The organism is Streptomyces sp. NPDC019224, assembly GCF_040632605.1.
Classification (GTDB): Bacteria; Actinomycetota; Actinomycetes; order Streptomycetales; family Streptomycetaceae; genus Streptomyces.
On sequence record NZ_JBEYCF010000001.1, the window covers coordinates 240,275 to 263,688 of the forward strand.

Annotated in this window: 25 protein-coding genes; 14 read left to right on the forward strand and 11 right to left on the reverse strand. The window is 72.3% G+C overall.

Annotated features, from left to right (window positions below; genetic code table 11):
• Positions 1-65: 65 nt before the first annotated feature.
• The 3 genes from ABZ564_RS01215 to ABZ564_RS01225 form a co-directional block, all read right to left on the reverse strand.
• On the reverse strand, positions 66-194 hold the full coding sequence (locus tag ABZ564_RS01215) for a hypothetical protein (protein ID WP_360847485.1): 129 nt from the start codon (positions 192-194) through the stop codon (positions 66-68).
• Positions 195-271: 77 nt separating this feature from the next.
• Complete coding sequence (locus ABZ564_RS01220) at positions 272-478, reverse strand: acyl-CoA carboxylase epsilon subunit (protein WP_164402234.1); 207 nt, start codon at positions 476-478, stop codon at positions 272-274.
• Between the two features lie 14 nt (positions 479-492).
• Positions 493-2,085 (reverse strand): acyl-CoA carboxylase subunit beta, encoded by a 1,593-nt coding sequence (locus ABZ564_RS01225; RefSeq protein WP_360847491.1) that lies wholly within the window; start codon positions 2,083-2,085, stop codon positions 493-495.
• 133 nt (positions 2,086-2,218) lie between these two features.
• Between ABZ564_RS01225 and ABZ564_RS01230 the strand changes: the two genes are divergently transcribed.
• The 5 genes from ABZ564_RS01230 to hutH all read left to right on the forward strand — a co-directional run bounded on the left by ABZ564_RS01230 (position 2,219) and on the right by hutH (position 8,224).
• Positions 2,219-3,121, forward strand: coding sequence for a biotin--[acetyl-CoA-carboxylase] ligase (locus tag ABZ564_RS01230; RefSeq protein WP_360847494.1), 903 nt, complete (start codon positions 2,219-2,221; stop codon positions 3,119-3,121).
• Between the two features lie 125 nt (positions 3,122-3,246).
• The gene (locus ABZ564_RS01235; protein WP_360847497.1) at positions 3,247-4,428 is read left to right on the forward strand and encodes an adenylate/guanylate cyclase domain-containing protein; all 1,182 of its coding nucleotides are present in this window, start codon (positions 3,247-3,249) and stop codon (positions 4,426-4,428) included.
• A gap of 76 nt (positions 4,429-4,504) precedes the next feature.
• Positions 4,505-5,317 carry an enoyl-CoA hydratase-related protein gene (locus tag ABZ564_RS01240; RefSeq protein WP_360847500.1) on the forward strand — a complete coding sequence of 271 codons (813 nt, stop codon included), beginning with the start codon at positions 4,505-4,507 and terminating at the stop codon, positions 5,315-5,317.
• 85 nt (positions 5,318-5,402) lie between these two features.
• Entirely contained in the window at positions 5,403-6,593 is a 1,191-nt protein-coding gene (locus tag ABZ564_RS01245) for a GGDEF domain-containing protein (protein WP_360847503.1), read from the forward strand.
• Between the two features lie 86 nt (positions 6,594-6,679).
• A complete protein-coding gene (gene hutH / locus ABZ564_RS01250; protein ID WP_360847673.1) occupies positions 6,680-8,224 on the forward strand; it encodes a histidine ammonia-lyase in 1,545 nt (514 codons plus the stop codon).
• An 87-nt stretch (positions 8,225-8,311) separates the two neighbouring features.
• Here the strand turns inward: hutH and ABZ564_RS01255 are convergent, their stop codons facing one another.
• Positions 8,312-8,602 (reverse strand): hypothetical protein, encoded by a 291-nt coding sequence (locus ABZ564_RS01255; RefSeq protein WP_360847506.1) that lies wholly within the window; start codon positions 8,600-8,602, stop codon positions 8,312-8,314.
• Between the two features lie 105 nt (positions 8,603-8,707).
• On the opposite strand from ABZ564_RS01255, the gene ABZ564_RS01260 reads away from it, so the two are divergent.
• The 5 genes from ABZ564_RS01260 (at position 8,708) to gdhA (ending at position 14,746) form a co-directional block, all read left to right on the forward strand.
• Entirely contained in the window at positions 8,708-9,166 is a 459-nt protein-coding gene (locus ABZ564_RS01260) for a hypothetical protein (RefSeq protein ID WP_360847509.1), read from the forward strand.
• A 214-nt stretch (positions 9,167-9,380) separates the two neighbouring features.
• Positions 9,381-10,646, forward strand: coding sequence for an Ig-like domain-containing protein (locus ABZ564_RS01265; RefSeq protein ID WP_360847512.1), 1,266 nt, complete (start codon positions 9,381-9,383; stop codon positions 10,644-10,646).
• Between the two features lie 147 nt (positions 10,647-10,793).
• Positions 10,794-12,245 (forward strand): ABC transporter permease, encoded by a 1,452-nt coding sequence (locus ABZ564_RS01270; protein WP_360847515.1) that lies wholly within the window; start codon positions 10,794-10,796, stop codon positions 12,243-12,245.
• A gap of 32 nt (positions 12,246-12,277) precedes the next feature.
• Positions 12,278-12,961: an ABC transporter ATP-binding protein gene (locus ABZ564_RS01275; protein ID WP_360847518.1), complete on the forward strand. Its 684-nt coding sequence runs from the start codon at positions 12,278-12,280 to the stop codon at positions 12,959-12,961.
• 405 nt (positions 12,962-13,366) lie between these two features.
• Positions 13,367-14,746 carry an NADP-specific glutamate dehydrogenase gene (gene gdhA / locus ABZ564_RS01280; RefSeq protein ID WP_360847521.1) on the forward strand — a complete coding sequence of 460 codons (1,380 nt, stop codon included), beginning with the start codon at positions 13,367-13,369 and terminating at the stop codon, positions 14,744-14,746.
• Positions 14,747-14,804: 58 nt separating this feature from the next.
• On the opposite strand, the gene msrA is transcribed toward gdhA, so the two are convergent.
• Complete coding sequence (msrA, locus tag ABZ564_RS01285; RefSeq protein WP_360847524.1) at positions 14,805-15,470, reverse strand: peptide-methionine (S)-S-oxide reductase MsrA; 666 nt, start codon at positions 15,468-15,470, stop codon at positions 14,805-14,807.
• 69 nt (positions 15,471-15,539) lie between these two features.
• Entirely contained in the window at positions 15,540-16,643 is a 1,104-nt protein-coding gene (locus ABZ564_RS01290) for a hypothetical protein (RefSeq protein ID WP_360847527.1), read from the reverse strand.
• 65 nt (positions 16,644-16,708) lie between these two features.
• Here ABZ564_RS01290 and ABZ564_RS01295 point away from each other — a divergent pair, with 65 nt between their 5' ends.
• Positions 16,709-17,854: a cystathionine gamma-synthase gene (locus ABZ564_RS01295; protein WP_360847530.1), complete on the forward strand. Its 1,146-nt coding sequence runs from the start codon at positions 16,709-16,711 to the stop codon at positions 17,852-17,854.
• 69 nt (positions 17,855-17,923) lie between these two features.
• On the opposite strand, the gene ABZ564_RS01300 is transcribed toward ABZ564_RS01295, so the two are convergent.
• The 4 genes from ABZ564_RS01300 to ABZ564_RS01315 all read right to left on the reverse strand — a co-directional run bounded on the left by ABZ564_RS01300 (position 17,924) and on the right by ABZ564_RS01315 (position 19,478).
• A complete protein-coding gene (locus ABZ564_RS01300) occupies positions 17,924-18,115 on the reverse strand; it encodes a DUF1059 domain-containing protein (protein WP_360847533.1) in 192 nt (63 codons plus the stop codon).
• Positions 18,116-18,195: 80 nt separating this feature from the next.
• Positions 18,196-18,393, reverse strand: coding sequence for a hypothetical protein (locus ABZ564_RS01305; protein ID WP_360847536.1), 198 nt, complete (start codon positions 18,391-18,393; stop codon positions 18,196-18,198).
• Positions 18,390-18,884: a sigma factor-like helix-turn-helix DNA-binding protein gene (locus tag ABZ564_RS01310; protein WP_360847539.1), complete on the reverse strand. Its 495-nt coding sequence runs from the start codon at positions 18,882-18,884 to the stop codon at positions 18,390-18,392. The genes ABZ564_RS01305 and ABZ564_RS01310 overlap by 4 nt, the downstream gene beginning before the upstream one ends.
• A gap of 72 nt (positions 18,885-18,956) precedes the next feature.
• On the reverse strand, positions 18,957-19,478 hold the full coding sequence (locus ABZ564_RS01315; protein WP_360847542.1) for a MarR family transcriptional regulator: 522 nt from the start codon (positions 19,476-19,478) through the stop codon (positions 18,957-18,959).
• Positions 19,479-19,634: 156 nt separating this feature from the next.
• Between ABZ564_RS01315 and ilvA the strand changes: the two genes are divergently transcribed.
• The 3 genes from ilvA (at position 19,635) to ABZ564_RS01330 (ending at position 22,836) form a co-directional block, all read left to right on the forward strand.
• Entirely contained in the window at positions 19,635-20,864 is a 1,230-nt protein-coding gene (ilvA, locus tag ABZ564_RS01320; protein WP_360847545.1) for a threonine ammonia-lyase, read from the forward strand.
• A 101-nt stretch (positions 20,865-20,965) separates the two neighbouring features.
• Positions 20,966-21,973, forward strand: coding sequence for an ATP-binding cassette domain-containing protein (locus tag ABZ564_RS01325; RefSeq protein ID WP_360847548.1), 1,008 nt, complete (start codon positions 20,966-20,968; stop codon positions 21,971-21,973).
• Entirely contained in the window at positions 21,970-22,836 is an 867-nt protein-coding gene (locus ABZ564_RS01330) for an ABC transporter permease (protein WP_360847551.1), read from the forward strand. The genes ABZ564_RS01325 and ABZ564_RS01330 overlap by 4 nt, the downstream gene beginning before the upstream one ends.
• Positions 22,837-22,907: 71 nt before the next feature.
• Here ABZ564_RS01330 and greA read toward each other — a convergent pair whose 3' ends face one another.
• Positions 22,908-23,405 carry a transcription elongation factor GreA gene (greA, locus tag ABZ564_RS01335; protein WP_360847554.1) on the reverse strand — a complete coding sequence of 166 codons (498 nt, stop codon included), beginning with the start codon at positions 23,403-23,405 and terminating at the stop codon, positions 22,908-22,910.
• Between the last annotated feature and the right edge of the window lie 9 nt (positions 23,406-23,414).

Sequence of the window (23,414 nt, forward strand, 5' to 3'; positions counted from 1 at the left end):
CTCGCCGGAGGGGATCGAACGGCCCGCCCGGGGGAGCGGTCGCCCCTGCGGGAGGAGCTGAGGAATCACCGTGTGCCCAGGACGAACATCGCCACGACCATCGCCAGGGCCAGGATCAGTCCCGCGCGGCGCATCATGTCCTCCGCCTCGCGGAGTTCTTCGGGGGGCTTGTTCTCGGGGTCGGACCAGAGCATGACGTGATCCTCCCGGGCGGCCCCCGGGCGGCGCCTGAGTACGCGTACTCAACCGCCGCCCCACGTGTCACCAGCGGTTATGCGGGCCAGTACGTACGGGCCCAGGCGCGCGGTCCCGGCAGGTGGCGGCCGCTGCGCGCCAGCCGGCTCGGGTGGGACCAGCCGGCGGGCGGCTCCGGGGTGCCGGACGACACGGCGGAGACCGCCGCGGCACGGGCCCGGACCACCGCGAGCGCGGCGGCCAGTTCCTCCGGGGTCGGGTTGCCCCGTACGACCTTGATCATGGCCAGGACCCTTTCTAGAGGGGGATGTTGCCGTGCTTCTTGGGCGGGAGGGACTCGCGCTTGGTGCGGAGCTGGCGCAGCCCCTTCACGATGTGGGCCCGGGTGTCGGACGGCATGATCACCGCGTCCACGTACCCGCGTTCGGCCGCCACGTACGGGTTGAGGAGGGTGTCCTCGTAGTCGGCGATCAGCTCGGCGCGGGTGGCCGCCCTCTCGTCGGCGTCCGTGACGGCGGCGATCGTCCGGCGGTGCAGGATGTTGACCGCGCCCTGCGCGCCCATGACGGCGATCTGGGCGGTCGGCCAGGCGAGGTTGATGTCGGCGCCCAGGTGCTTGGAGCCCATGACGTCGTACGCGCCGCCGAACGCCTTGCGCGTGATCACCGTGATCAGCGGGACGGTCGCCTCCGCGTACGCGTAGATCAGCTTGGCGCCGCGCCGGATGATGCCGCCGTACTCCTGGTCGACGCCCGGCAGGAAGCCCGGCACGTCCACGAACGTCAGCACCGGCACGTTGAACGCGTCGCAGGTGCGGACGAAGCGGGCCGCCTTCTCACTGGCGTTGATGTCCAGACAGCCGGCGAACTGCATCGGCTGGTTGGCGACGATGCCGACGGGGTGGCCCTCGACGCGGCCGAAGCCGGTGATGATGTTCGGCGCGAACAGGGCCTGGGTCTCCAGGAATTCACCGTCGTCCAGCACGTGCTCGATCGCGGTGTGCATGTCGTACGGCTGGTTCGCCGAGTCCGGGATGAGCGTGTCCAGCTCGCGGTCCTCGTCGCTGACCGCCAGGTCCGCCTCCTCCGGGAAGGCCGGGGCCTCCGAGAGGTTGTTCGACGGAAGGTAGGACAGCAGCGACTTGACGTACTCGATGGCGTCCTTCTCGTCGCCCGCCATGTGGTGCGCGACGCCGGAGGTGGTGTTGTGCGTACGGGCTCCGCCCAGCTCCTCGAAGGCGACGTCCTCACCGGTGACCGTCTTGATGACGTCGGGGCCCGTGATGAACATGTGCGAGGTCCGGTCGACCATCACCGTGAAGTCGGTGATCGCGGGGGAGTACACCGCGCCGCCCGCGCACGGGCCGACGATCAGCGAGATCTGCGGGATCACACCCGAGGCGTGCACGTTGCGCCGGAAGATCTCCGCGAAGAGACCCAGCGCCGCCACGCCCTCCTGGATGCGGGCGCCGCCGCCGTCGTTGATGCCGATGACCGGGCAGCCGGTCTTCAGCGCGAAGTCCATCACCTTGACGATCTTCTCACCGTAGACCTCGCCCAGCGATCCGCCGAAGATGGTGAAGTCCTGCGAGTACACGCAGACGGGACGGCCGTCGACCGTGCCGTAGCCGGTGACGACACCGTCCCCGTACGGCCGGTTCTTCTCGATGCCGAAGTTCGTCGAGCGGTGCCGGGCGAACTCGTCGAGCTCCACGAACGAGCCCTCGTCGAGCAGGAGGCCGACGCGCTCGCGCGCCGTCAGCTTGCCCTTCGCGTGCTGCTTCTCCACCGCGCGAGCCGACCCCGCGTGGGTCGCCTCGTCGATACGGCGCTGCAGGTCCGCGAGCTTGCCCGCGGTCGTGTGGATGTCGATCTCTTCCGGCTCGGACATCGGGTGGCGGCTCCCTGCCTGGTCACGGGGACGACTTGGCTGCTGATCAGCGGATGAACAGCTACTGAGCCGTAGCGTATCGGCGCCGATACGGTTCGGCAGTGCGTCCTTTGCCACACCTAGGGTGGCTTGCATGACACCTTCGGATGCGCCACAGAGCCGTTGGTCGGACCTGGACCGGCCGCCCCTCAACGTCCCCGCGCTGCGCCGCGGACTGCTGCGGCCGGGAGCGCTGTGGACCGCCCTCGACGTCGTCGGGAGCACCGGTTCCACCAACACCGACCTCGCCGCGCGGGCGGCCGGCCTCACCGAGGGCACGGTCCTCGTCGCCGAGGAGCAGACCGCCGGCCGCGGGCGCCTGGAGCGCTCCTGGACGGCCCCGGCCCGCTCCGGCCTGTTCTTCTCCGTGTACCTGACCCCGGGGGACGTGCCCGCCGAGCGGTGGGGCTGGCTGCCGCTGCTCACCGGCGTCGCCGCGGCCACCGGTCTCGCGCGCGCGGCGGGCGTCGACATGGCCCTGAAGTGGCCCAACGACCTGCTCGTCACCATCCCCGAGGACTCCGGCAAGCTCCGTCCGGGGGAGACCCCGCTCGGCGAGGAGCGCAAGACCGGCGGCATCCTCGCCGAGCGCGCCGGCGACGGCGTCGTCATCGGCATCGGCATCAACGTCTCGCTGCGCGCCGACGAGCTCCCCGCCCCCACCGCCGCGTCCCTCGCCCTGGCCGGCGCGGTCTCCACCGACCGCGAGACGCTGCTGCGCGGCGTCCTGCGTTCCCTGGAGCACTGGTACGGGCTCTGGCGCGACGCGGACGGCGACGCGGCGGCGAGCGGGGTGCAGGAGGCGTACGCGGCCGGCTGCGCGACCCTCGGCCGCACGGTACGGGCCCAGCTGCCCGGCGGCCGCACGCTCACCGGCGAGGCCGTCGCCGTCGACGGGGACGGCCGGATCGTCCTGTCCACCGGCGACGGACTGCGCGCACCGGTCTCGGCGGGCGACATCGTGCACCTGCGCGGCGCCGGCGGCGGCCTGACCTGAACCCGGGCCGTCCGGGCCTGGCGCCCTGGGGACGTGAGGTAGGGCACACCTGCCGTATCGTTGAGGTGATCCACCGGCGGACAGATCGGCAGGGCAGTGCGCAGGGAACGGGCAGGAGGCGGCTGGTGACCGTCGACGACACGACCTCCGGCGACGGCGCGCAGCAGTCGTCGGAACCCTCGGTGCACGCCACACCGCACCACGAAGTCGACCACACGGCCGAACCGACCGACGATCCCCTCGCGATCCGGCTGGAACAGCTGATCCTGGGCGCCGACCGGCGGTACACCCCGTTCCAGGCGGCCCGCACCGCCGGCGTCTCGATGGACCTGGCGTCCCGCTTCTGGCGGGCCATGGGCTTCGCGGACATCGGGCAGGCCAAGGCGCTCACCGAGGCGGACGTGCTGGCCCTGCGGCGGCTCTCCGGTCTCGTCGAGGCCGGGCTGCTCAGCGAGCCGATGGCGATCCAGGTGGCCCGGTCGACCGGGCAGACCACCGCCAGGCTGGCCGAGTGGCAGATCGACTCGTTCCTGGAGGGCCTGACCGAGCCCCCCGAGCCGGGCATGACCCGCACCGAGGTCACGTACCCCCTGGTCGAACTGCTCCTGCCCGAACTGGAGGAGTTCCTGGTGTACGTGTGGCGGCGCCAGCTCGCCGCCGCCACCGGCCGGGTCGTGCAGGCGGCCGACGACGAGGAGATGGTCGACCGGCGCCTGGCCGTCGGCTTCGCGGACCTCGTCGGTTTCACCCGGCTGACCCGCCGGCTGGAGGAGGAGGAGCTCGGCGAGCTCGTCGAGTCCTTCGAGACCACCTGCGCCGACCTGGTCGCCGCGCACGGCGGCCGGCTCATCAAGACCCTCGGCGACGAGGTCCTCTTCGCCGCCGACGACGCGGGCACCGCCGCCGAGATCGCGCTGCGCCTCATCGAGGCGATGGCCGTGGACGAGACCATGCCGGCGCTGCGGGTCGGCATCGCCTTCGGTACGGTCACCACCCGGATGGGCGATGTCTTCGGCACCACGGTGAACCTCGCCAGCCGGCTGACCTCGATAGCGCCGAAGGACGCGGTGCTGGTCGACGGGGCGTTCGCCGAGGAGCTGACGCGTACGGGCGACGCCCCGGTGTCGGAGGCGCGGGCGGCGGAGGAGGCCGCGGCGGCGGCCGAGCGGGCCGGGAAGGAGGGCCCGGACGCCGAGGTGGTCCCCGTGCCCAAGTACCGCTACGGGCTGCAGCCGATGTGGCAGCGCCCGGTGCGCGGGCTCGGCGTGGTCGAGCCCTGGCTGCTGGCCCGCCGCGGCACCTCCTGACCCGTTTCGGACACCCCTGCGGGGCGGAGCCCTAGGATCCCTCCGGTAACGCTCGTTAACCGACAGGGGAGCAGACATGACCGTCACGTCCGAGCAGCGGTTCGGGGAGTTCGTCGTCGTGCGGGCCCACGAGGGCCTGGAGCACGTCGCCGAGCTGGTCCTCGACCGGCCGAAGGCCATGAACGCGGTGTCCACGGACATGGCCCGCTCCATCGGCGCCGCCTGCGACGCGCTCGCCGCCGACCGGGACGTACGGGTCGCCGTCCTCACCTCCAGTCACGAGCGGGCCTTCTGCGTGGGCGCGGACCTCAAGGAGCGCAACTCCTTCACCGACGCCGAGCTGGTCCGCCAGCGGCCCACCGCGCGCGCCGCCTACACCGGCGTGCTGGAGCTGCCGATGCCGACGATCGCCGCGGTGCACGGCTTCGCGCTCGGCGGAGGCTTCGAGCTGGCCCTGTCCTGCGACCTGATCGTCGCCGACCCGACGGCCGTGGTGGGCCTGCCCGAGGTCTCCGTCGGCGTCATCCCGGGCGGCGGCGGCACCCAGCTGCTGCCCCGCCGGGTCGGGGCCGCGCGCGCCGCCGAACTGATCTTCAGCGCCCGCCGGGTGCCGGCCGCCGAGGCGCGGGAGCTGGGCCTGGTCGACGAGCTGGTGGCGGAGGGCGAGGACCGGGCCGAGGCGCTGGCCCTGGCCGGCCGCATCGCCGCCAACTCGCCGGTCGGGCTGCGGGCGGCCAAGCGGGCGCTGCGGCTCGGGCACGGTCTCGACCTGCGGGCCGGTCTGGAGGTCGAGGACTCCGCGTGGCGGTCGGTGGCCTTCTCCGGCGACCGGGCGGAGGGTGTGGCCGCGTTCAACGAGAAGAGGAAGGCGAACTGGCCCGGGGAGTGACAGCGGGTATCCGTTTGCGGGCCGAATGGTCACGCTCCGGAGCCGTCGAGTGATCACGTAGCTCATATCGCCCTAAACTGGCGGAATGGGTGGTGACGATGCGCGGCTGCGGGCCGTGGTTTCGCTGGCGCAGACGATGGCCGCGGCGCACACCCCCCGGGGGTGCTGGCGAGCGGCGGCCCGGGGGGCCTGCGAGGCGCTGGGCGGCAGCTTCGCCGCGCTCTCGGTCTGGGAGCGCGGCCGGGGCAGGCTGAGGGTCCTGGTCAACGCGGGCGAGCGGGCCGAGGGCGAGGAGGAGTTCCCCGACGAGGAGGTCTATCCCGTCCACCAGTTCCCGGAGATCACCGAGTTCCTGCACGAGCGGTGGGCCGGGGGCGGGGAGCCGGACGCCTGGGTGGAGACCGCCGAGGGGCCGGTGGGCGGCGGGCCCGGCGAGGAGCCGCCGGAGGGGGCGGCCGGCGCGCACGGTTACGGGCCCGGCTACTGCCACCAGCGCGTGGCGGCCCTGCGCCGGCGCGGGCGGGGCTGCTGCGTGGTCGCGCCGATCGTGCTGCACGGGCGGGCCTGGGGCGAGCTGTACGTGGCGCGGCCGGTGGGGGCGCCGGTGTTCGGGCGCGCGGACGCCGACTTCGCCACCGTGCTGGCCGCCGTGGTGGCCGCGGGGCTGGCCCAGACCGAGCGCCTCGAGGAGGTCCGCAAGCTCGCCTTCACCGATCCGCTGACCGGCCTCGCCAACCGCCGGGCCGTCGACATACGGCTGGACGAGGCGGTGGAGCGGCACCGGGCGGACGGTGCGGTGGTCAGCCTGGTGGTCTGCGACCTGAACGGGCTGAAGTGGGTCAACGACACCCACGGCCACGCGGTCGGGGACCGGCTGCTGGAACGTTTCGGCTCGGTGCTCTCGCGGTGCGGGGCCATACTGCCCGGCGCGCTGGCGGCCCGGCTGGGCGGCGACGAGTTCTGCCTGCTGGCGGTGGGGCCGGGGGCGGACGAGGTGGTCGCCGTGGCCACCGAACTGTGCGAGCGGGCGGCCGGGCTCGAACTCGGCAACGGGGTCGCCTGCGGGATCGCCTCCACCGGCGACCCCATCGGTCCCGAGGTCTCGGGCCGGCGGCTGTTCCGGCTGGCGGACGCCGCCCAGTACCGGGCGAAGGCGGCCCGCTCCGTGCGCCCGGTGGTGGCGGGGCGCGACGGCGAGGTCATCCGGCTGGCCGACTCCCCGCCGAAGTCCCCGCACGACCGCCGCCACCTGCGCGGCAACCGCCCCGAGCTGTGACCGGCCGGCGGGCGGGCGGTAAGGGGCCAACCCGCCGACCACTGGTGACATGAGGGTTTTCAGTCCGTACGCTGCTGAATATGGATATGCATACAGTCGTGGTGGGGACGTCCGGCACCACTGCCCAGGACGTCATCGCCGTGGCCCGGGGCAACGCCCGTGTCGAGCTCTCCGCCGCCGCGGTGGCCGCGCTGGCCGCCGCCCGCGAGATCGTGGAGGCGCTCGCCGCCAAGCCCGATCCGGTCTACGGCGTCTCGACCGGCTTCGGCGCCCTGGCCAGCCGGCACATCAGCCCGGAGCTGCGCGCACAGCTCCAGCGCAACATCGTCCGCTCGCACGCCGCCGGCATGGGCCCGCGCGTCGAGCGCGAGGTCGTCCGGGCGCTGATGTTCCTGCGGCTGAAGACGCTCGCCTCCGGCCGCACCGGCGTACGGCCCGAGGTCGCGCAGACCATGGCCGACGTCCTGAACGCCGGGATCACCCCCGTCGTCCACGAATACGGTTCGCTCGGCTGCTCCGGCGACCTGGCGCCCCTGTCGCACTGCGCGCTGGCCCTGATGGGCGAGGGCGACGCGGAGGGCCCCGACGGCACCGTCCGCCCCGCCGGCGAACTGCTCGCCGCGCACGGCATCGCCCCGGTCGAGCTGCGCGAGAAGGAGGGCCTGGCCCTCCTCAACGGGACCGACGGCATGCTCGGCATGCTGATCATGGCCCTGGCCGATCTGCGGACGCTCTACACCTCGGCCGACATCACCGCGGCCCTCACCCTGGAGGCCCTGCTCGGCACGGACAAGGTCCTCGCCCCCGAGCTGCACGCCATCCGCCCGCACCCCGGCCAGGGCGCGAGCGCCGACAACATGCTGCGGGTGCTCGCCGGTTCGGGCCTCACCGGTCACCACCAGGACGACGCCCCGCGCGTCCAGGACGCCTACTCGGTGCGGTGCGCGCCGCAGGTCAACGGGGCCGGGCGGGACACCCTCGCGTACGCCGCCACCGTCGCCGACCGCGAGCTGGCCTCCGCCGTGGACAACCCGGTCGTACTTCCCGACGGCCGGGTGGAGTCGAACGGCAACTTCCACGGGGCGCCCGTCGCCTACGTGCTGGACTTCCTGGCCATCGCCGCCGCCGACCTCGGCTCGATCACCGAGCGCCGTACCGACCGGCTGCTGGACAAGAACCGCTCGCACGGGCTGCCGCCGTTCCTCGCCGACGACGCGGGCGTCGACTCCGGCCTGATGATCGCCCAGTACACCCAGGCCGCCCTGGTCAGCGAGATGAAGCGGCTCGCCGTCCCGGCCTCCGCCGACTCCATCCCGTCCTCCGCGATGCAGGAGGACCACGTCTCCATGGGCTGGTCGGCCGCGCGCAAGCTGCGTACCGCCGTCGGCAACCTGGCCCGGATCGTCGCCGTCGAGCTGTACGCGGCGACCCGCGCGGTCGAACTGCGCGCCCAGCAGGGGCTGACCCCGGCCCCCGCCACGCGCGCCGTCGTCGAGGCGCTGCGGGCGGCCGGTGTCGAGGGCCCGGGGCCCGACCGCTTCCTGGCGCCGGACCTGGCCGCGGCCGACGCCTTCGTACGGGCGGGCGGGCTGCTCTCGGCGGTGGAACCGGTCACCGGCCCGCTGGCCTGATCAGCACCCGTTCCCGGGACTCGTACGGCTCGATGCGGGGGAGCGGCCACCGGACCCGTCCGGTGGCCGCTCCCCCGCGTCCACGTTTCAGAGGGCGGGCCGCGGGCCCGTACGGCGGGACGAATACGTCACGAAGCCCGCCCCGATGCCCAGGAAGGCCACCCCGCCGAGCAGATACGGCGTGGTGTCGAGGCCCGTGCCGGTGTCGGCGAGCGCCGCCGCGGCCGCGCCGTCGCCGGCCGTCGTCGCACTGCCGCCGGCCGCGCCGGGCGCACGGCCCGTATCGCCCGTGGCGTTGGCCGACGGGACGAACCACAGGGCGCACAGCAGCGTCCCCGCGGCGGTGGCGGTCAGGAGCGGGCGGCGGGTGATGGCCACGGGATCGGTCCCCTTCGCGACGTCCGGGAGTCCGGTTCGCTCCGATGCTAATGAACGCAGCGGGTCGCGGGGAAGGCGTGGCGGCCGGGACTTACGCTCCGCCCCATGAGCACTTCCAAGACAGCTGGATCATCGCGTTTCGTCCGCCTCAAGGTGGACATGGTGGTGGAGATCACCGACCCCGACGCCCTCAGCGGAACCGCCCTGGAAAGCCTCGCGGCCGAGTACGGCGAGCCCGGCGGCGAGGGCGCCGAGGAACGCATGCATGCCGAGGAGGCGGTACGGGAAGACGGAGCGGAGGCCCTCGCTTCACTGATCGACCCGTTCGACCTGGTGGGGGAGGTGCCCGGGGTCGAACTGGCCCAGGCCTCCTGGAGCAGCGAGAGCATCGACTACGACCCCGAGGACCCGGACGGATGGGGCCTCGACGAGGGCGAGTACGAGGAGACCGATGAGGAGACCGACGAGGAGGACGAGGAGGGCGGGAACGTCGGGGGCGCGTCCGACGTCCCGCACAATGGGAGGGAGGCCGGCGGCTACGACGGCACGGAGCGGCGGGCCTGACCTGTGGGAACACGGCCCCGGCCTGCCCGTGGCGGACCGGGGCCGGCCCGTGCCGCGGAAGTGGGAACCACCGCTTCCGGCACGGCGTCGATGAGTGGTGTTCCCCACACAATCGACGGACGTGGAACGGGAATCCCGCCCAGGGGGTTCTTGGAACATTGACGGGGTTTCACCCATGGGTGGCCTGCTCGGGGTTTTGGGGATTTCGGCAACGATGGAGAAGCGTGTGATGACGGACAGCAAGCGGCGCAGGGGCCTGATGGCCGCGTCCGCACTGCTCGGCGGCGTACTGGTGCTTTCGGCCTGTGACGACGGCGGCGAGAAGGGCGATCCCAGCCCCGAGAGCTCCACGTCCCAGGCGGCCGAAGTCGACAAGGCGGCGGCCCAGGAGACGTCCGAGGCGCAGATAACGATCACGCCCAAGAACGGCGCGACCAACGCGAGCATCAACAACGCCGCCAAGGTCACCGTCACCAAGGGCAAGCTGACCGCTGTCACGATGACCACCTCGGACGGCAAGAGCGTCGAGGGCACCCTCTCCGCCGACGGCACGAGCTGGCGGCCGAGCGGCCAGCTGGAGCGCTCGACCACCTACAAGGTCAGCGCGACGGCGCAGGACTCCAAGGGCCGCGAGGCCCACGAGAACTCCTCCTTCACCACGGTCTCGCCCGCCAACAGCTTCATCGGGAACTTCACCCCCGAGGACGGCTCCACCGTGGGCGTCGGCATGCCCGTGTCGATCAACTTCAACAAGCCGATCACCGACACCAAGGCCGTCCAGGACGGCATCAAGGTGACCTCCAGCAGCGGCCAGGAAGTCGTCGGCCACTGGTTCAACCCGCAGCGCCTGGACCTGCGCCCCGAGAACTACTGGCAGGCCGGCTCGACCGTCACCCTGAAGCTGTCCCTGGACGGCGTCGAGGGCGCGGACGGCGTCTACGGCGTCCAGCAGAAGACGGTCACCTTCAAGATCGGCCGCGCCCAGGTCTCCACGGTGGACGCGAAGACCCACATGATGACCGTCGCCCGGGACGGCCAGACGATCAAGACCATCCCGATCTCCTCGGGCTCGCCCGACAACCCGACGTACAACGGCCAGATGGTGATCTCCGAGAAGTACAAGGAGACCCGGATGAACGGCGCCACCGTCGGCTTCACGGACGACGACGGCAAGGGCGAGTACGACATCAAGGACGTGCCGCACGCCATGCGGCTGTCCACGTCGGGCACCTTCATCCACGGCAACTACTGGGGCAAGGGCATCTTCGGCAAGGTCAACACCAGCCACGGCTGCGTCGGCCTGGAGGACGCCAAGGGCGCCGGTGACCCCAACACGCCCGCCGCCTGGTTCTACAACAACTCCATGATCGGTGACGTCGTCATCGTCAAGAACTCCCCGGACAGGACCATCCAGCCGTCCAACGGCCTCAACGGCTGGAACCTGAGCTGGGCCGAGTGGACGGCGGGCTCCACCGCCTGACCGGCCCCTCCGGCCGGATCCCCACCCCGTACGCCGAAGGCGGCGGCACCACGACCCGGTGCCGCCGCCTTCGGCGTACCCGCGGTTCTCATCCTGCTCTCATGGCGGCCTCAACCCACCCTCACGAGCCGTTCCTAACCTCGCGTCATGTTCTTCACCTACCTCCGGCGCGAGCTGCGCCGCCGCAGAAAGGCGGCGCTCGTCGTCGCCTCCGGGCTCGCCCTCGGCATTGCGCTGGTCATCGTCGTCAGCTCGGTCTCCTCGGGCATGAGCAAGGCCCAGGACAAGGTCCTGCAGTCGCTGTACGGGCTCGGCACGGACATGACCGTCACCAAGGCGGCCACGGCACCCGCGTCCGGCTCCACCGGCCGCCCCAAGTTCGAGTTCGACGCCAAGGACAGCGACGACGACGCGACCCAGAGCACGGACCGGGTCATGGTCCAGGGCTTCCAGACCCTGGCGTCCTCCACCGTCGGCAAGGTCGGCGAGCAGGACGGCGTCGCCGGTGCGGTCGGCGGGCTGAGCCTGTCCGTCATGAAGGTGGACGGGCAGTTCAAGCGCGGCGAGTTCAAGCAGGAGGGCGGCACGAGCCAGGGCGGCGGGCGCGGGCCCGGCGGCGGCAGCGGCCAGCCGCAGGGCGAGGTGCAGGGCGGCGGCGCCTCCTTCGACGTCAACTCCTACACGGTGTACGGCACCGACGTCACCCAGCAGGACCTCGGCCCGCTCACCTCGTCGAAGATCACCTCGGGCCGTACGTTCAAGACGACCGAGACCAATGCCGAGGTGGCCGTCGTCGACTCCGCCTACGCCAAGGAGAAGACCCTCTCCACCGGCAAGACCGTGACGATCCACGGCACCGAGTTCACGATCATCGGCGTCTCGACGGCCGACAGCGGCGACGCCGCCGCCAACCTCTACATCCCGCTGCAGCGGGCGCAGACCCTCTCCGACTCGAAGAACAAGGTCACCACGGTCTACGTGAAGGCCGCGGACTCGCAGAAGATCGACAGCGTCAAGTCCACCATCCAGAAGAACATCTCGGGCACCACGGTCACCACCTCCGCCGACCTCGCGGACACCGTCTCCGGCTCCCTGTCCACCGCGTCCGACCTGGCCGCCGGCGTCGGCAAGTGGCTCTCCGTCGCCGTCCTGGTCGCCGCGTTCCTGGTCGCCGGGCTCCTCACCTCGTCCGCCGTCAGCCGCCGCGTGCGCGAGTTCGGCACGCTGAAGGCGCTCGGCTGGAAGAGCGGCCGGGTCACCCGCCAGGTCATCGGCGAGGCCCTGGTCAACGGCCTCATCGGCGGCGTGCTCGGCATCGCGATCGGCCTGGCCGGCGCGTACGCCGTCACCGCCGTCAGCCCCACCCTCACCGCGGAACTCGGCTCCTCCGGCGGCGGTGGCGGGATGCGCGGCGGCCCCGGCTTCGGCCGGCAGAGCACGTCCAAGGCCCTCGACATCGCGCTGACCGCGCCCGTCTCCCTCTCCGTGATCCTGGTCGCCGTCGCCCTGGCCGTGGCGGGCGGGCTGATCGCGGGCGCCTTCGGCGGCTGGCGCGCCTCCCGGCTGCGCCCGGCGGACGCGCTGCGCCGCGTCGAGTAGCCCGTACCCCACACCCCGTCAGGAGATCACCCATGTACACGCTTCACGGCGTCACCAAGCAGTACCGGCGCGGCAAGTCCACCGTGCACGCCCTCGCCGGCGTCGACCTCACCATCGAGGACGGCGGCCGCCTGGTCATCCAGGGCCCCACCGGCGGCGGCAAGTCCACCCTGCTCCAGATGCTCGGCGGCCTGGACCGCCCCACGGCCGGCAGCGTCGAGCTCGACGGCGTGGACCTGGCCAGGCTCAGCGAGGCCAAGCTCACCAGGGTGCGCGCCCAGAACATCGGCTTCGTCTTCCAGAGCTTCAACCTCATCCCGACACTCACCGCCCAGGAGAACGTCGAGACCGCCCTCGTCCCCCTCGGCGTCAAGGCGGCCGAGCGGCGCAGAAGAGCCGCCGAGGCGCTGGACTCCGTCGGACTCGGCGAGCGGCTCGGCCATGTGCCCGGCGAGATGTCCGGCGGCCAGCAGCAGCGCGTCGCCATCGCCAGGGCCCTGGTCAAGCGGCCCAAGGTGCTGCTCGCCGACGAGCCCACCGGCAACCTCGACGAGTCCATGCGCGACGAGATCATGGAGGTGCTGGAGACCCTGTGGAAGGAGCACGGGCTCACCTTCGTCATGGTCACCCACGACAGCTCGATCGCCCGCCGCGCCCCGCGCCTGGCCACCATCCGCAAGGGCAGGGTCACCATCACGGAGAACGCCGCGGCCTGACCCGCCGGCGCCGGCCGCAGCGCTTCGGGCGGCCGTCGGCGCCACCCCGATGGCGTAACGGCTGGGTATGCGGAACCTCACCGCCGCCCCCGGGCCGCTGTGAGGTTCACCACTTCGGCGGGTGCGCCGCTACGGCCCCCGCCCGGCCGTTCAGGCCCGGAAACGGCCTCGCGCAAGGCCGTTGGCCAGGTCCGGGGGGCCGGGGCGCCCGATCACCATGTGGATGCCACGGGCCGGGGAGACGCCCCCCTGGGAGAATCGGTACGCCACGACGGTCCTGTACGCCGCGCTCGCGAGCAGTACGCGCGATGTTCCGGCGGCACCCTCAATGGGGAGGGGGACCTGGCGCCCCTCGGGACGGGGGCGCTCCCGCGTATGAGCCGACCCACGGAAGGTCTTGATCAGATGCCGGTCACCCCTGACTCCGCAAGCCTGCACGCCGCCGAGAACCGCGTCATCGAGCCGCTGTACGCCGAGATCCTCCGCCGCAACCAGGGCGAGAGGGAATTCCACCAGGCGGTCCGGGAGGTCCTGGAGACCCTCGGCCCCGTGCTGGCCCAGCGGCCGGAGTTCGTGGACGCCCGGATCATCGAGCGCATATGCGAGCCGGAGCGCCAGCTCATCTTCCGGGTGCCGTGGGCGGACGACTCGGGCGACATCCACGTCAACCGCGGCTTCCGGGTCGAGTTCTCCAGCTCGCTCGGCCCGTACAAGGGCGGGCTGCGCTTCCACCCGTCGGTCAACCTCGGCATCGTGAAGTTCCTCGGCTTCGAGCAGATCTTCAAGAACGCCCTCACCGGCATGCCCATCGGCGGCGGCAAGGGCGGCGCGGACTTCGACCCGAAGGGCCGCTCGGACGCCGAGATCATGCGGTTCTGCCAGTCGTTCATGACCGAGCTCCACCGCCACCTGGGCGAGTACACCGACGTGCCCGCCGGTGACATCGGTGTCGGCGGCCGCGAGATCGGCTACCTCTTCGGCCAGTACAAGCGGATCACCAACCGCTACGAGTCCGGCGTCCTCACCGGCAAGGGCCTCGGCTGGGGCGGCGCCCTCGTCCGCACCGAGGCCACCGGCTACGGCTGCGTCATGTTCACCGCCGAGATGCTGCGCAGCCGCGGCGAGTCCCTGGACGGCCAGCGCATCGCCGTCTCCGGCTCCGGCAACGTCGCGATCTACGCCATCGAGAAGGCCCAGCAGCTCGGCGCGACCGTCATCACCGCCTCCGACTCCGGGGGCTACGTCGTCGACGAGAAGGGCATCGACCTCGACCTCCTCAAGGAGATCAAGGAGCGCGGCCGCGGCCGCATCTCCGAGTACGCGGAGCGGCGCGGCGCGCACGTGAAGTACGTCGAGGGCGCCGGCCTCTGGAACGTCCCCGTGGACGTGGCCCTGCCCTGCGCCACCCAGAACGAGCTGCACGAGGCCGACGCGCTCGCCCTGGTCCGCAACGGCGTCAAGGCGGTCGCCGAGGGCGCCAACATGCCCACCACCCCCGAGGCCGTCCGCGTCCTCCAGGACGCCGGCGTGGCCTTCGCCCCCGGCAAGGCGGCCAACGCGGGCGGCGTGGCCACCAGCGCCCTGGAGATGCAGCAGAACGCCTCGCGCGACTCCTGGACCTTCGCCCACACCGAGCAGCGGCTCGCGGAGATCATGCGCCACATCCACGACTCCTGCCACACCACCGCGGAGAAGTACGGCAGCCCCGGCAACTACGTGGTCGGCGCCAACATCGCCGGCTTCGAACTGGTCGCGGACGCGATGCTGGCCCAGGGCCTGATCTGACCGGCGCCAGGACACACGGAACGGCCGGGAGACGCGTCTCCCGGCCGTTCCGTCTCTCTCAGCTCTCCGCCGGGGCCACGCCCACCGGGCAGGAGACGCCCGTGCCGCCGATGCCGCAGTAGCCGCCCGGATTCTTGTCCAGGTACTGCTGGTGCGCCGGCTCGGCGGGATAGAAGGCCCGCCCCTCGGCCGGCAGGATCTCCGTGGTGATCTCGCCGTGGCCGGAGGCCGTCAGGACCTTCTGGTACGCCTCACGGGAGGCCGCCGCGGCGGCGGCCTGCCCGGGGGAGTGGGTGTAGACGGCGGAGCGGTACTGCGTCCCCACGTCGTTGCCCTGGCGGAAGCCCTGGGTCGGGTCGTGGGACTCCCAGAACAGCTTCAGCAGCTCGGCGTACGTGACCGCCTTCGGGTCGTACACCACGCGGACCGCCTCCGTGTGACCGGTGAGGCCCGAGCAGACCTCCTCGTAGGCGGGGTTCTCCGTGTAGCCGCCCTGGTAGCCGACGAGCGTCGTCCAGACGCCGTCCGTCTGCCAGAACTTCCGCTCGGCGCCCCAGAAACAGCCCAGCGCGAAGTCCGCGACCTCCAGGCCCTCCGGGTACGGGCCCAGCAGCGGGTTGCCCAGGACGGTGTGCCGGGACGGGACGGTGAACTCGGGGACGGGACGGCCGCGCAGGGCCTCCTCCGGGGTGGGGAGCTGAGGTGTGCGGCGGTGCAGGAACATGCGGGGGCTCCTCCTGGGTCGGCGTGCTGTCCGTACAACGCACCGGGGCCCCCGTGGATTCCGCGCGGCTCAGTGCGGCAGCGACGCCGGGCTGCCGCCGTTCGCCTCGTACCCCGCGACCGCCAGCGCCCGGTACACCGTGTACTCGGCGGCCGGGTCCTCGCTCGCCGTCCACGGCAGCGCGCCCACGTACCCGTCGATGTGGACCAGCTGGTGCACCGCCTCCGACCAGCGCTCCATCCGCACCAGGAACAGCACCAGCAGATGGCGCACATGCGGGAGCATCGGGTCGTCGGCGCGCGCCGCGTGCACCGCGAACATCGCCCCCTCCACCGCCCTGGTCACCACCTGGCTCCGGTAGAAGCCCTGCACCAGGTTGACCTCGGGCAGGTGCTCGTACACCGCGAACAGCGGCAGCCCGGCCAGCAGCGAGCCCTGCGGGGCGCGGGCCGCGGCGGCCGTCGCGAAGCGGTCGGCGTCCTCGCGCGAGCCGTGCCACCGCTCGCTCCAGAAGTGCAGCGCCGCGATGTGCGCGCCCATGTGCGCCGGGGCCCGGTCGATGATCTTCGCCCACAGCCGGTCGAACTCCTCGGCGGAATAACCCAGTCCACGGGCGACCGCCAGCTCCACGATGTACGGCACGGGGTCGCCCGGGGCCAGCAGGGCCGCCTCGCCGAGCACCGTACGGGCCTCCTCCAGGATGATCCGGAAGTCGTCCGTGCCCGCCGTCGAGGAACGCCACGCCTGCTGCACCAGGAACTCCGCGTGCACCGCGGCCCCGCCCGCGTCCTTCGGCGCCTCCGCGCGCCACTTGCGCAGCCACGCCCCGCCGACGCCCGGCTGTCGCAGCAGCTCCAGCGAAGCTGCCCCGGCGAACGCCTGTACCCGCTGCCAGCGCAGCTCGCCCTCCTTCGGCGTCCCCGCCAGCAGCTGGGACGCCGCCCGCCACTCCTGCGTGTGCTGGACGACCTCCAGCACGTCCAGCAGGTCCTGGTCCGGTCCCGGCGTCCGGACGTCCAGCTCCTCCTGGCGCGCGAAGCCGTAGTCCTGCGGGTCGGCGGCGTCGGGGGAACCGGGCACGGCGAGCCGGATGCCGCGGCGCCGGCGCAGCACGTACGGGCCGAGCGCGGCGGTCAGCAGGCACAGCGCGAGCAGGAACCACAGAATCTCCATGCCCCCATTGTCACCGGACGGCCCGGTAGCCGGTGAGCGCCTTCGCGACGAACTACGCTCGCCCCATGAGCGACCAGCACAGCTTCGAAACCCGCGCGATCCACGCGGGGAACACCGCCGACCCCCTCACGGGCGCCGTGGTTCCGCCCATCTACCAGGTGTCCACGTACAAGCAGGACGGCGTGGGCGGGCTGCGCGGCGGTTACGAGTACAGCCGCAGCGCCAACCCGACCCGCACCGCCCTGGAGGAGAACCTCGCGGCCCTGGAGGGCGGCCGGCGCGGGCTCGCCTTCGCCTCGGGACTCGCCGCCGAGGACTGCCTGCTCCGTACGCTGCTGGCCCCCGGCGACCACGTGGTCATCCCGAACGACGCCTACGGCGGCACGTTCCGGCTGTTCGCGAAGGTCGCCTCGCGCTGGGGCGTGGAGTTCTCCGTCGCCGACACCTCGGACGTGGCGGCGGTCCGGGCGGCGGTCACCCCGCGCACCAAGGCGGTCTGGGTGGAGACCCCGTCCAACCCGCTGCTCGGCATCACCGACATCGCGGCCGTCGCCCAGGTCGCCCGCACCGCCGGTGCGCGCCTCGTCGTCGACAACACCTTCGCCAGCCCCTACCTCCAGCAGCCGCTGGCACTCGGCGCCGACGTCGTGGTGCACTCCACCACCAAGTACATGGGCGGCCACTCGGACGTCGTCGGCGGCGCGCTGATCGTCGACGACCCGGACCTCGCGGACGAGTTGACCTTCCACCAGAACGCGATGGGCGGGGTGGCCGGCCCGTTCGACGCCTGGCTGGTGCTGCGCGGCATCAAGACGCTCGCCGTCCGCATGGACCGGCACAGCGAGAACGCCACCAAGGTCGCCGACCTGCTGACCCGGCACCCCAAGGTCACCCAGGTCCTCTACCCGGGCCTGCCCGAGCACCGGGGCCACGAGGTCGCCGCCAAGCAGATGCGGGCCTTCGGCGGCATGGTGTCCTTCCGCGTCGAGGGCGGTGAGGAGGCGGCGGTCGCGGTCTGCGACCGCGCGAAGCTGTTCACCCTGGGGGAGTCCCTGGGCGGTGTCGAGTCGCTGCTCGAGCACCCCGGCCGGATGACGCACGCCTCGGCGGCGGGCTCCCCGCTGGAGGTCCCCGCCGACCTGGTCCGCCTCTCCGTCGGCATCGAGAACGCGGACGACCTGCTGGCCGACCTCACGCAGGCGCTCGGCTGAGCCGGGAAGGCCGGGACGTCGAAAGGGGCGGGGCCGGATCATCGGTCCCGCCCGGGTACGGCAGCCGTCTCAGACGGTGGCCGGCTCGTCCTCCAGCATGCCCCTGACCTGCTCCCGCAGTTCGGGGCTGTCGGTGTGCTGGTGGACGGAGGCGGCGTGCTCGCTCGCGGCCCGCACCACTTCCTCCTCCTCGCCGGCGATCGTCAGCGAGCAGTTCATCTCACTCGGATACTTGCGGCAGTCAGCGATCTTCCTGGTCATGAGAGCCTCCTGACCACTCCTTTCCAGGGTAGACCGGAAAGCTCCGCCCGCGGGGGTGCGCGGACCCGCGCGGACCGCGGTTACCGGCCCCACACCGCGAACGCCGCCACGGCCGCCGCGCCCAGAGCCAGCATCCCGAGCCGGCGCAACGTCCGCCGGCGCCGCAGCAGCCGGCCGCCCCGCTCCGCCGCCCGCGCCGCCAGCCCGGCGGGCACCTGCGGACGCGGGCCCTCCAGCATCCGCCGCACCTGGTCCTCCCTGCGCCCGGCGCCGCTCACGGCAGGGCCCCCAGCAGCCGGGCGGCCCCCCGGCGCACGGTCGGGCTCCGGGTGCCGCACATCGTGGCCACCGAGCGGTTGCAGACCGCGCGCACCCGGTCCTGGTCCAGCCCGAGCAGGGCCGCCGTCTGCTCCTCGGGGACCTCTTCGTACAGCCGCAGCACCAGGACGAGACGTTCCTGCGGGGTCAGCCGGTCCAGCACCCCGCCGCGCGGACGGTGGTGGCGCCACGCCTCGCGGGCGAACCGGGCCGCCAGGTCCTGCCGGGTGCGGTTGTACGGGTCCTCGCCCCGCAGCCGCTCCCAGTCGGCGAACGTCCGGGCCAGCGAGGCCGTCAGGAGCCGCCGCGCAAGCGGGTTGGCGCCCGGCCCCTCCGCCGGTTCGGCGGTCAGCAGCGTGGCCGTGTGCAGCAGACGGCCCGCCGCGCCCGCGACGAAGGACTCGAAGTCCTGGGCGCGGCACCGTTCCCGGCCCGCATGGCGTTCCCGCATGCCGTCAATCCGAGCGCGCCGCGCCCGGGTGGTCAACCCCTCGGTACCCCGGGGCTGTCCGAGCCGTCCGCGTCAGCCGGCCTGGTGCGCGGTCTGGCGGGCGGCCAGCGCCTCGTTGAACCGGGTGAGCAGCGCGCAGAACGTGTCCCGCTCCTCCTCGCTCCACCCGTCCGTCACCTGCGCCATCAACTCCCGCCGCGAGCCCCGGACCTCGTCCAGCCGGGCCTGGCCGCGCGGGGAGAGCTGGAGCACGACCGCGCGGCCGTCCTCCGGGTGCGAGGTCCGCTTGACGAGGCCGGTGTCCACCAGCGGCGCGACCTGCCGGGTCACCGTGGAGGAGTCGATCCCCATCCCCGCGGCCAGCGCCTTGACGCCCATCGGCCCTTCCCGGTCCAGCCGGTTCAGCAGCAGATAAGCCGCCCGGTCCATGGAGTTGCGTACCTGGCCCACCCCGCCGAGCCGGGTCTGCTCGGCCCGGCGGGCGAATACGGCCACCTGGTGCTGGAGGGTGTCGAGAACGTGCTCGGAACCCGGATGTTCCGGGGCTGCGCCCCCGGAAGGAGACGAGGCAGTCGTCATGTCCTGAGGGGGCATGGCCGGGGGCTCTCTTCGTACGGTGTCGGATGGGTGGGGGACAGAGTACGCGGCCCCGGGGCAACGCGTACCAGTGCTGCACAAACCTGCGGACATCGGCGCAGGGCGGCGCCGCGAGCGGCGGCCGCGGCCCCTGCGAGCTGCAAGACTTGCGGTATGAACTTTCCGCCGCCCGGCAGCTTTCCCCCGGTGATCCTCGACGACGTGCGCGGAGCGCAGAAGATGCTCTCCGGCGTCTCCAAGGTCACCCCGCTGGAGGGCAGTCGCCATCTGTCCGGCCTGGTGGGCGCACCCGTCCTGTTCAAGTGCGAGAACCTGCAGCGGACCGGTTCCTTCAAACTGCGGGGCGCCTACGTACGCATCTCCGGTCTGACCCCGGTCGAACGCGCCGCCGGCGTCGTGGCCGCGAGCGCCGGAAACCATGCGCAGGGTGTCGCGCTCGCCTCTGCGCTCCTCGGCGTACGCTCCACGGTCTTCATGCCGGTCGGGGCGCCGCTGCCGAAGGTCGCCGCCACCCGCGAGTACGGGGCGCGGGTACGGCTGCACGGCACCGTCGTCGACGAGACCCTGGCCGCCGCCCAGGAGTACGCCCGGGAGACCGGCGCGGTCTTCATCCACCCCTTCGACCACGCCGACATCATCGCCGGGCAGGGCACGGTGGGCCTGGAGATCCTGGAGCAGTGCCCCGAGGTCCGCACGATCGTCGTCGGCATCGGCGGCGGCGGGCTCGCGGCCGGCATCGCCGTCGCGGTCAAGGCGGTCCGGCCCGACGTGCGGATCGTCGGCGTGCAGGCGGCCGGCGCCGCCTGCTACCCGCCGTCCCTGGCCGCGGACCGCCCCGTCTCCATCGACACGCTCCAGACGATGGCGGACGGCATCAAGGTCGGGCGTCCCGGCGACGTGCCGTTCGCCCTGATCAGGGACCTCGTCGACGAGGTGCGCACGGTCTCCGAGGACGAGCTGTCCAGCGCCCTGCTGCTCTGCCTGGAGCGGGCCAAGATGGTCGTCGAACCGGCCGGCGCGAGCCCGGTCGCCGCACTGCTCAGCGACCCCAAGTCGTTCCACGGGCCCGTGGTCGCCCTGCTCTCCGGCGGCAACGTGGACCCGCTGCTGATGCAGCGCATCCTCACCCACGGCATGGCGGCGGCCGGCCGCTACCTCAGCCTGCGGCTGCGCCTCACCGACCGGCCCGGCGCACTGGCCACGCTGCTGGGCGTGCTGTCGGTGGCCGACGCCAACGTCCTGGACGTCGGCCACGCCCGTACCGAACCCCGGCTCGGCCTCACCGAGGTGGAGGTGGAACTGCACCTGGAGACCAAGGGCCCCGAGCACTGCGACGACGTGAAGGCGGCGCTGCGGGACGCGGGCTACCTGGTGACGGGCTGACGGGCGCGCCCGGCTTGTGTGTTCATCGGGCACGGCGCCCCTGGCATACCTAGGATCTGGATCCGAGAGGTAGCCACCCGAACGCACTGGGGGAATCCCATATGCCAGGCGCCATCTACGCCGAAGGGCTCGTGAAGACCTTCGGAGACGTGACCGCACTCGACGGCGTCGACCTCGATGTGCCGGAAGGCACCGTCCTCGGGCTCCTCGGCCCCAACGGGGCCGGCAAGACGACCGCCGTACGCGTTCTGACGACGCTGCTCAGGCCCGACAGCGGCAGGGCCTTCGTCGCGGGGATCGACGTACTGAAGAACCCCAACGAGGTGCGGCGGTCGATCGGGCTCTCCGGCCAGTTCGCCGCCGTCGACGAATACCTGACAGGCCGCGAGAACCTCCGGATGGTCGGCCAGCTCTACCAGATGAGCGGGCGCGCGGCGAAGGCCCGGGCGGGCGAACTGCTGGAGCGGTTCAACCTGGCCGACGCGGCGGACCGCCCCGCCAAGACGTACTCCGGTGGCATGCGCCGCCGCCTCGACCTGGCGGCGGCGCTCGTCGTCTCCCCGCCGGTCATGTTCATGGACGAGCCGACGACCGGTCTCGACCCGCGCAACCGGCAGCAGCTCTGGGAGGTCATCGAGGAGCTGGTCGCCGGCGGTACGACCCTGCTGCTGACCACGCAGTACCTGGAGGAGGCGGACCACCTCGCCCACGACATCTGCGTGATCGACCACGGACGCGCCATCGCGCGCGGCACCTCCGACCAGCTCAAGGCCCGCATCGGCGGCGAGCGCGTCGAGGTCGTCGTCCACCACCCCGACCAGATCGAACCGGCCCGGGCCGTCCTCACCCGTCTCGGCAAGGGCGAGGCCGCGGTCCTGCCGCACATGCGCAAACTGACCGTCCCGGTCGACGGCGGCGCCAAGATCCTCGCCGAGGTCATCCGCGACCTCGACACCCAGGGCGTGGAGATCGACGACATCGGACTGCGCCGCCCCACCCTCGACGACGTGTTCATCTCCCTCACCGGTCACGCCGCCGAGCAGGAGAAGAACGAAGGGGACGGGGCGGACCCGGAGCCCGCAGCCGCCGGATCGGAGACGGAGAAATGAGCGCCCTCAGCGAAACCGCCCGCACGAGCGCCCCCCGCCCGGGCGGCGGCATCGGCCAGTCGGTCCGCGACTCGCTGGTCATCGGCAAGCGCAACCTCATCCGCATGACCCGGATCCCCGAGATGATCCTCTTCGGGATCATCCAGCCGGTCATGTTCGTGGTGCTTTTCACCTACGTCTTCGGCGGCTCGATCGCCATCCCGGGCGCGGGTGTCAGCGCCAGTGCCTACAAGGAATTCCTGATGGCGGGCATCTTCGCCCAGACCGTCACCTTCGCCACGGCGGGCGCCGGGGCGGGCATCGCGGAGGACATGCACAAGGGCCTCATCGACCGGTTCCGCTCGCTGCCGATGGCACGGGGCGCGGTGCTGACCGGGCGGACGCTGGCCGACCTGGTGCAGACCGCCGTCACGCTCGTGGTCCTCGCGGTCGTCGCGCTGCTCGTGGGCTGGCGCACCCACGAGAGCATCGGCGAGGTGCTCGGGGGCTTCGGCCTGCTCCTGCTGCTCGGCTACGCGTTCACCTGGATCGGCGCGCTGATCGGCCTCACCGTCCGCACCCCGGAGGCGGCCACCTCGGGCGGCCTGATCTGGCTCTTCCCGCTGACGTTCATCTCGAACGCGTTCGTGCCGGTCAACGGCATGCCGACGTTCCTGCAGTACGTCGCCGAGTGGAACCCGTTCAGCGCGACGGTGGCGGCGGCCCGGGAACTGTTCGGCAACACGATCGAAGGAGTCCCGAAGTCGGTGACAGGTGCCTGGCCGATGGAGCACCCCGTCTGGGCCTCGCTGATCTGGTCCGTGCTGATCATCGTGGTCTTCCGGACCCTGGCCGTACGCAAGTACCGCTCGGTCTCCCACTGAGGGGCCCGGAACACGCCGAGAGCCCCGGCCGCACCGCGCGGCCGGGGCTCTTCGGGCTCTGAACCGACCGGTCAGCCGGTGTACGGCTTCGCCGAAAGGATCTTCACCGTGGCGGTCTTGCCGTTCGGCAGCTCGTAGTCGGCGTTCTCGCCCATCTTCTTGCCGTTCACGCCCACGCCGAGCGGCGACTGCGGCGAGTACGTCTCGATGTCCGCGCTCGCGTACTCGCGGGAGGCCAGCAGGAAGGTCATCGTGTCGTCCTCGTCGCCGTCGAAGGCGATCGTCACGACCATGCCGGGCTCGACCACGCCGTCGTCGGCCGGCGCCTCGCCGACCTTCGCGTGCTCGAGGAGCTGGGTCAGCTGGCGAACCCGGAGCTCCATCTTGCCCTGCTCCTCCTTGGCCGCGTGGTACCCGCCGTTCTCGCGCAGGTCCCCCTCCTCACGGGCCGCCGCGATCTTGACGGCGATCTCCGTGCGCGCGGGACCAGACAGGTACTCCAGCTCGGCCTTGAGCTGGTTGTACGCCTCCTGCGTGAGCCAGGTGACGTTTTCGCTGGTCTGGGTCACAGGGTGCTC

Bases quoted from the DNA above. Each gene is read 5' to 3' on its own strand.
- ABZ564_RS01230 (WP_360847494.1), top strand. From the start codon at position 2,219: ATGACACCTTCGGATGCGCCACAGAGCCGTTGGTCGGACCTGGACCGG.
- ABZ564_RS01315 (WP_360847542.1), bottom strand. From the start codon at position 19,478: ATGCCCCCTCAGGACATGACGACTGCCTCGTCTCCTTCCGGGGGCGCA.
- ilvA (WP_360847545.1), top strand. From the start codon at position 19,635: ATGAACTTTCCGCCGCCCGGCAGCTTTCCCCCGGTGATCCTCGACGAC.
- ABZ564_RS01215 (WP_360847485.1), bottom strand. From the start codon at position 194: ATGCTCTGGTCCGACCCCGAGAACAAGCCCCCCGAAGAACTCCGCGAG.
- ABZ564_RS01265 (WP_360847512.1), top strand. From the start codon at position 9,381: ATGGAGAAGCGTGTGATGACGGACAGCAAGCGGCGCAGGGGCCTGATG.
- ABZ564_RS01325 (WP_360847548.1), top strand. From the start codon at position 20,966: ATGCCAGGCGCCATCTACGCCGAAGGGCTCGTGAAGACCTTCGGAGAC.
- ABZ564_RS01240 (WP_360847500.1), top strand. From the start codon at position 4,505: ATGACCGTCACGTCCGAGCAGCGGTTCGGGGAGTTCGTCGTCGTGCGG.
- ABZ564_RS01290 (WP_360847527.1), bottom strand. From the start codon at position 16,643: ATGGAGATTCTGTGGTTCCTGCTCGCGCTGTGCCTGCTGACCGCCGCG.
- ABZ564_RS01295 (WP_360847530.1), top strand. From the start codon at position 16,709: ATGAGCGACCAGCACAGCTTCGAAACCCGCGCGATCCACGCGGGGAAC.
- ABZ564_RS01310 (WP_360847539.1), bottom strand. From the start codon at position 18,884: ATGCGGGAACGCCATGCGGGCCGGGAACGGTGCCGCGCCCAGGACTTC.
- hutH (WP_360847673.1), top strand. From the start codon at position 6,680: ATGCATACAGTCGTGGTGGGGACGTCCGGCACCACTGCCCAGGACGTC.
- ABZ564_RS01225 (WP_360847491.1), bottom strand. From the start codon at position 2,085: ATGTCCGAGCCGGAAGAGATCGACATCCACACGACCGCGGGCAAGCTC.
- ABZ564_RS01220 (WP_164402234.1), bottom strand. From the start codon at position 478: ATGATCAAGGTCGTACGGGGCAACCCGACCCCGGAGGAACTGGCCGCC.
- gdhA (WP_360847521.1), top strand. From the start codon at position 13,367: ATGCCGGTCACCCCTGACTCCGCAAGCCTGCACGCCGCCGAGAACCGC.
- ABZ564_RS01260 (WP_360847509.1), top strand. From the start codon at position 8,708: ATGAGCACTTCCAAGACAGCTGGATCATCGCGTTTCGTCCGCCTCAAG.
- ABZ564_RS01300 (WP_360847533.1), bottom strand. From the start codon at position 18,115: ATGACCAGGAAGATCGCTGACTGCCGCAAGTATCCGAGTGAGATGAAC.
- ABZ564_RS01275 (WP_360847518.1), top strand. From the start codon at position 12,278: ATGTACACGCTTCACGGCGTCACCAAGCAGTACCGGCGCGGCAAGTCC.
- msrA (WP_360847524.1), bottom strand. From the start codon at position 15,470: ATGTTCCTGCACCGCCGCACACCTCAGCTCCCCACCCCGGAGGAGGCC.
- ABZ564_RS01270 (WP_360847515.1), top strand. From the start codon at position 10,794: ATGTTCTTCACCTACCTCCGGCGCGAGCTGCGCCGCCGCAGAAAGGCG.
- ABZ564_RS01330 (WP_360847551.1), top strand. From the start codon at position 21,970: ATGAGCGCCCTCAGCGAAACCGCCCGCACGAGCGCCCCCCGCCCGGGC.
- ABZ564_RS01245 (WP_360847503.1), top strand. From the start codon at position 5,403: ATGGGTGGTGACGATGCGCGGCTGCGGGCCGTGGTTTCGCTGGCGCAG.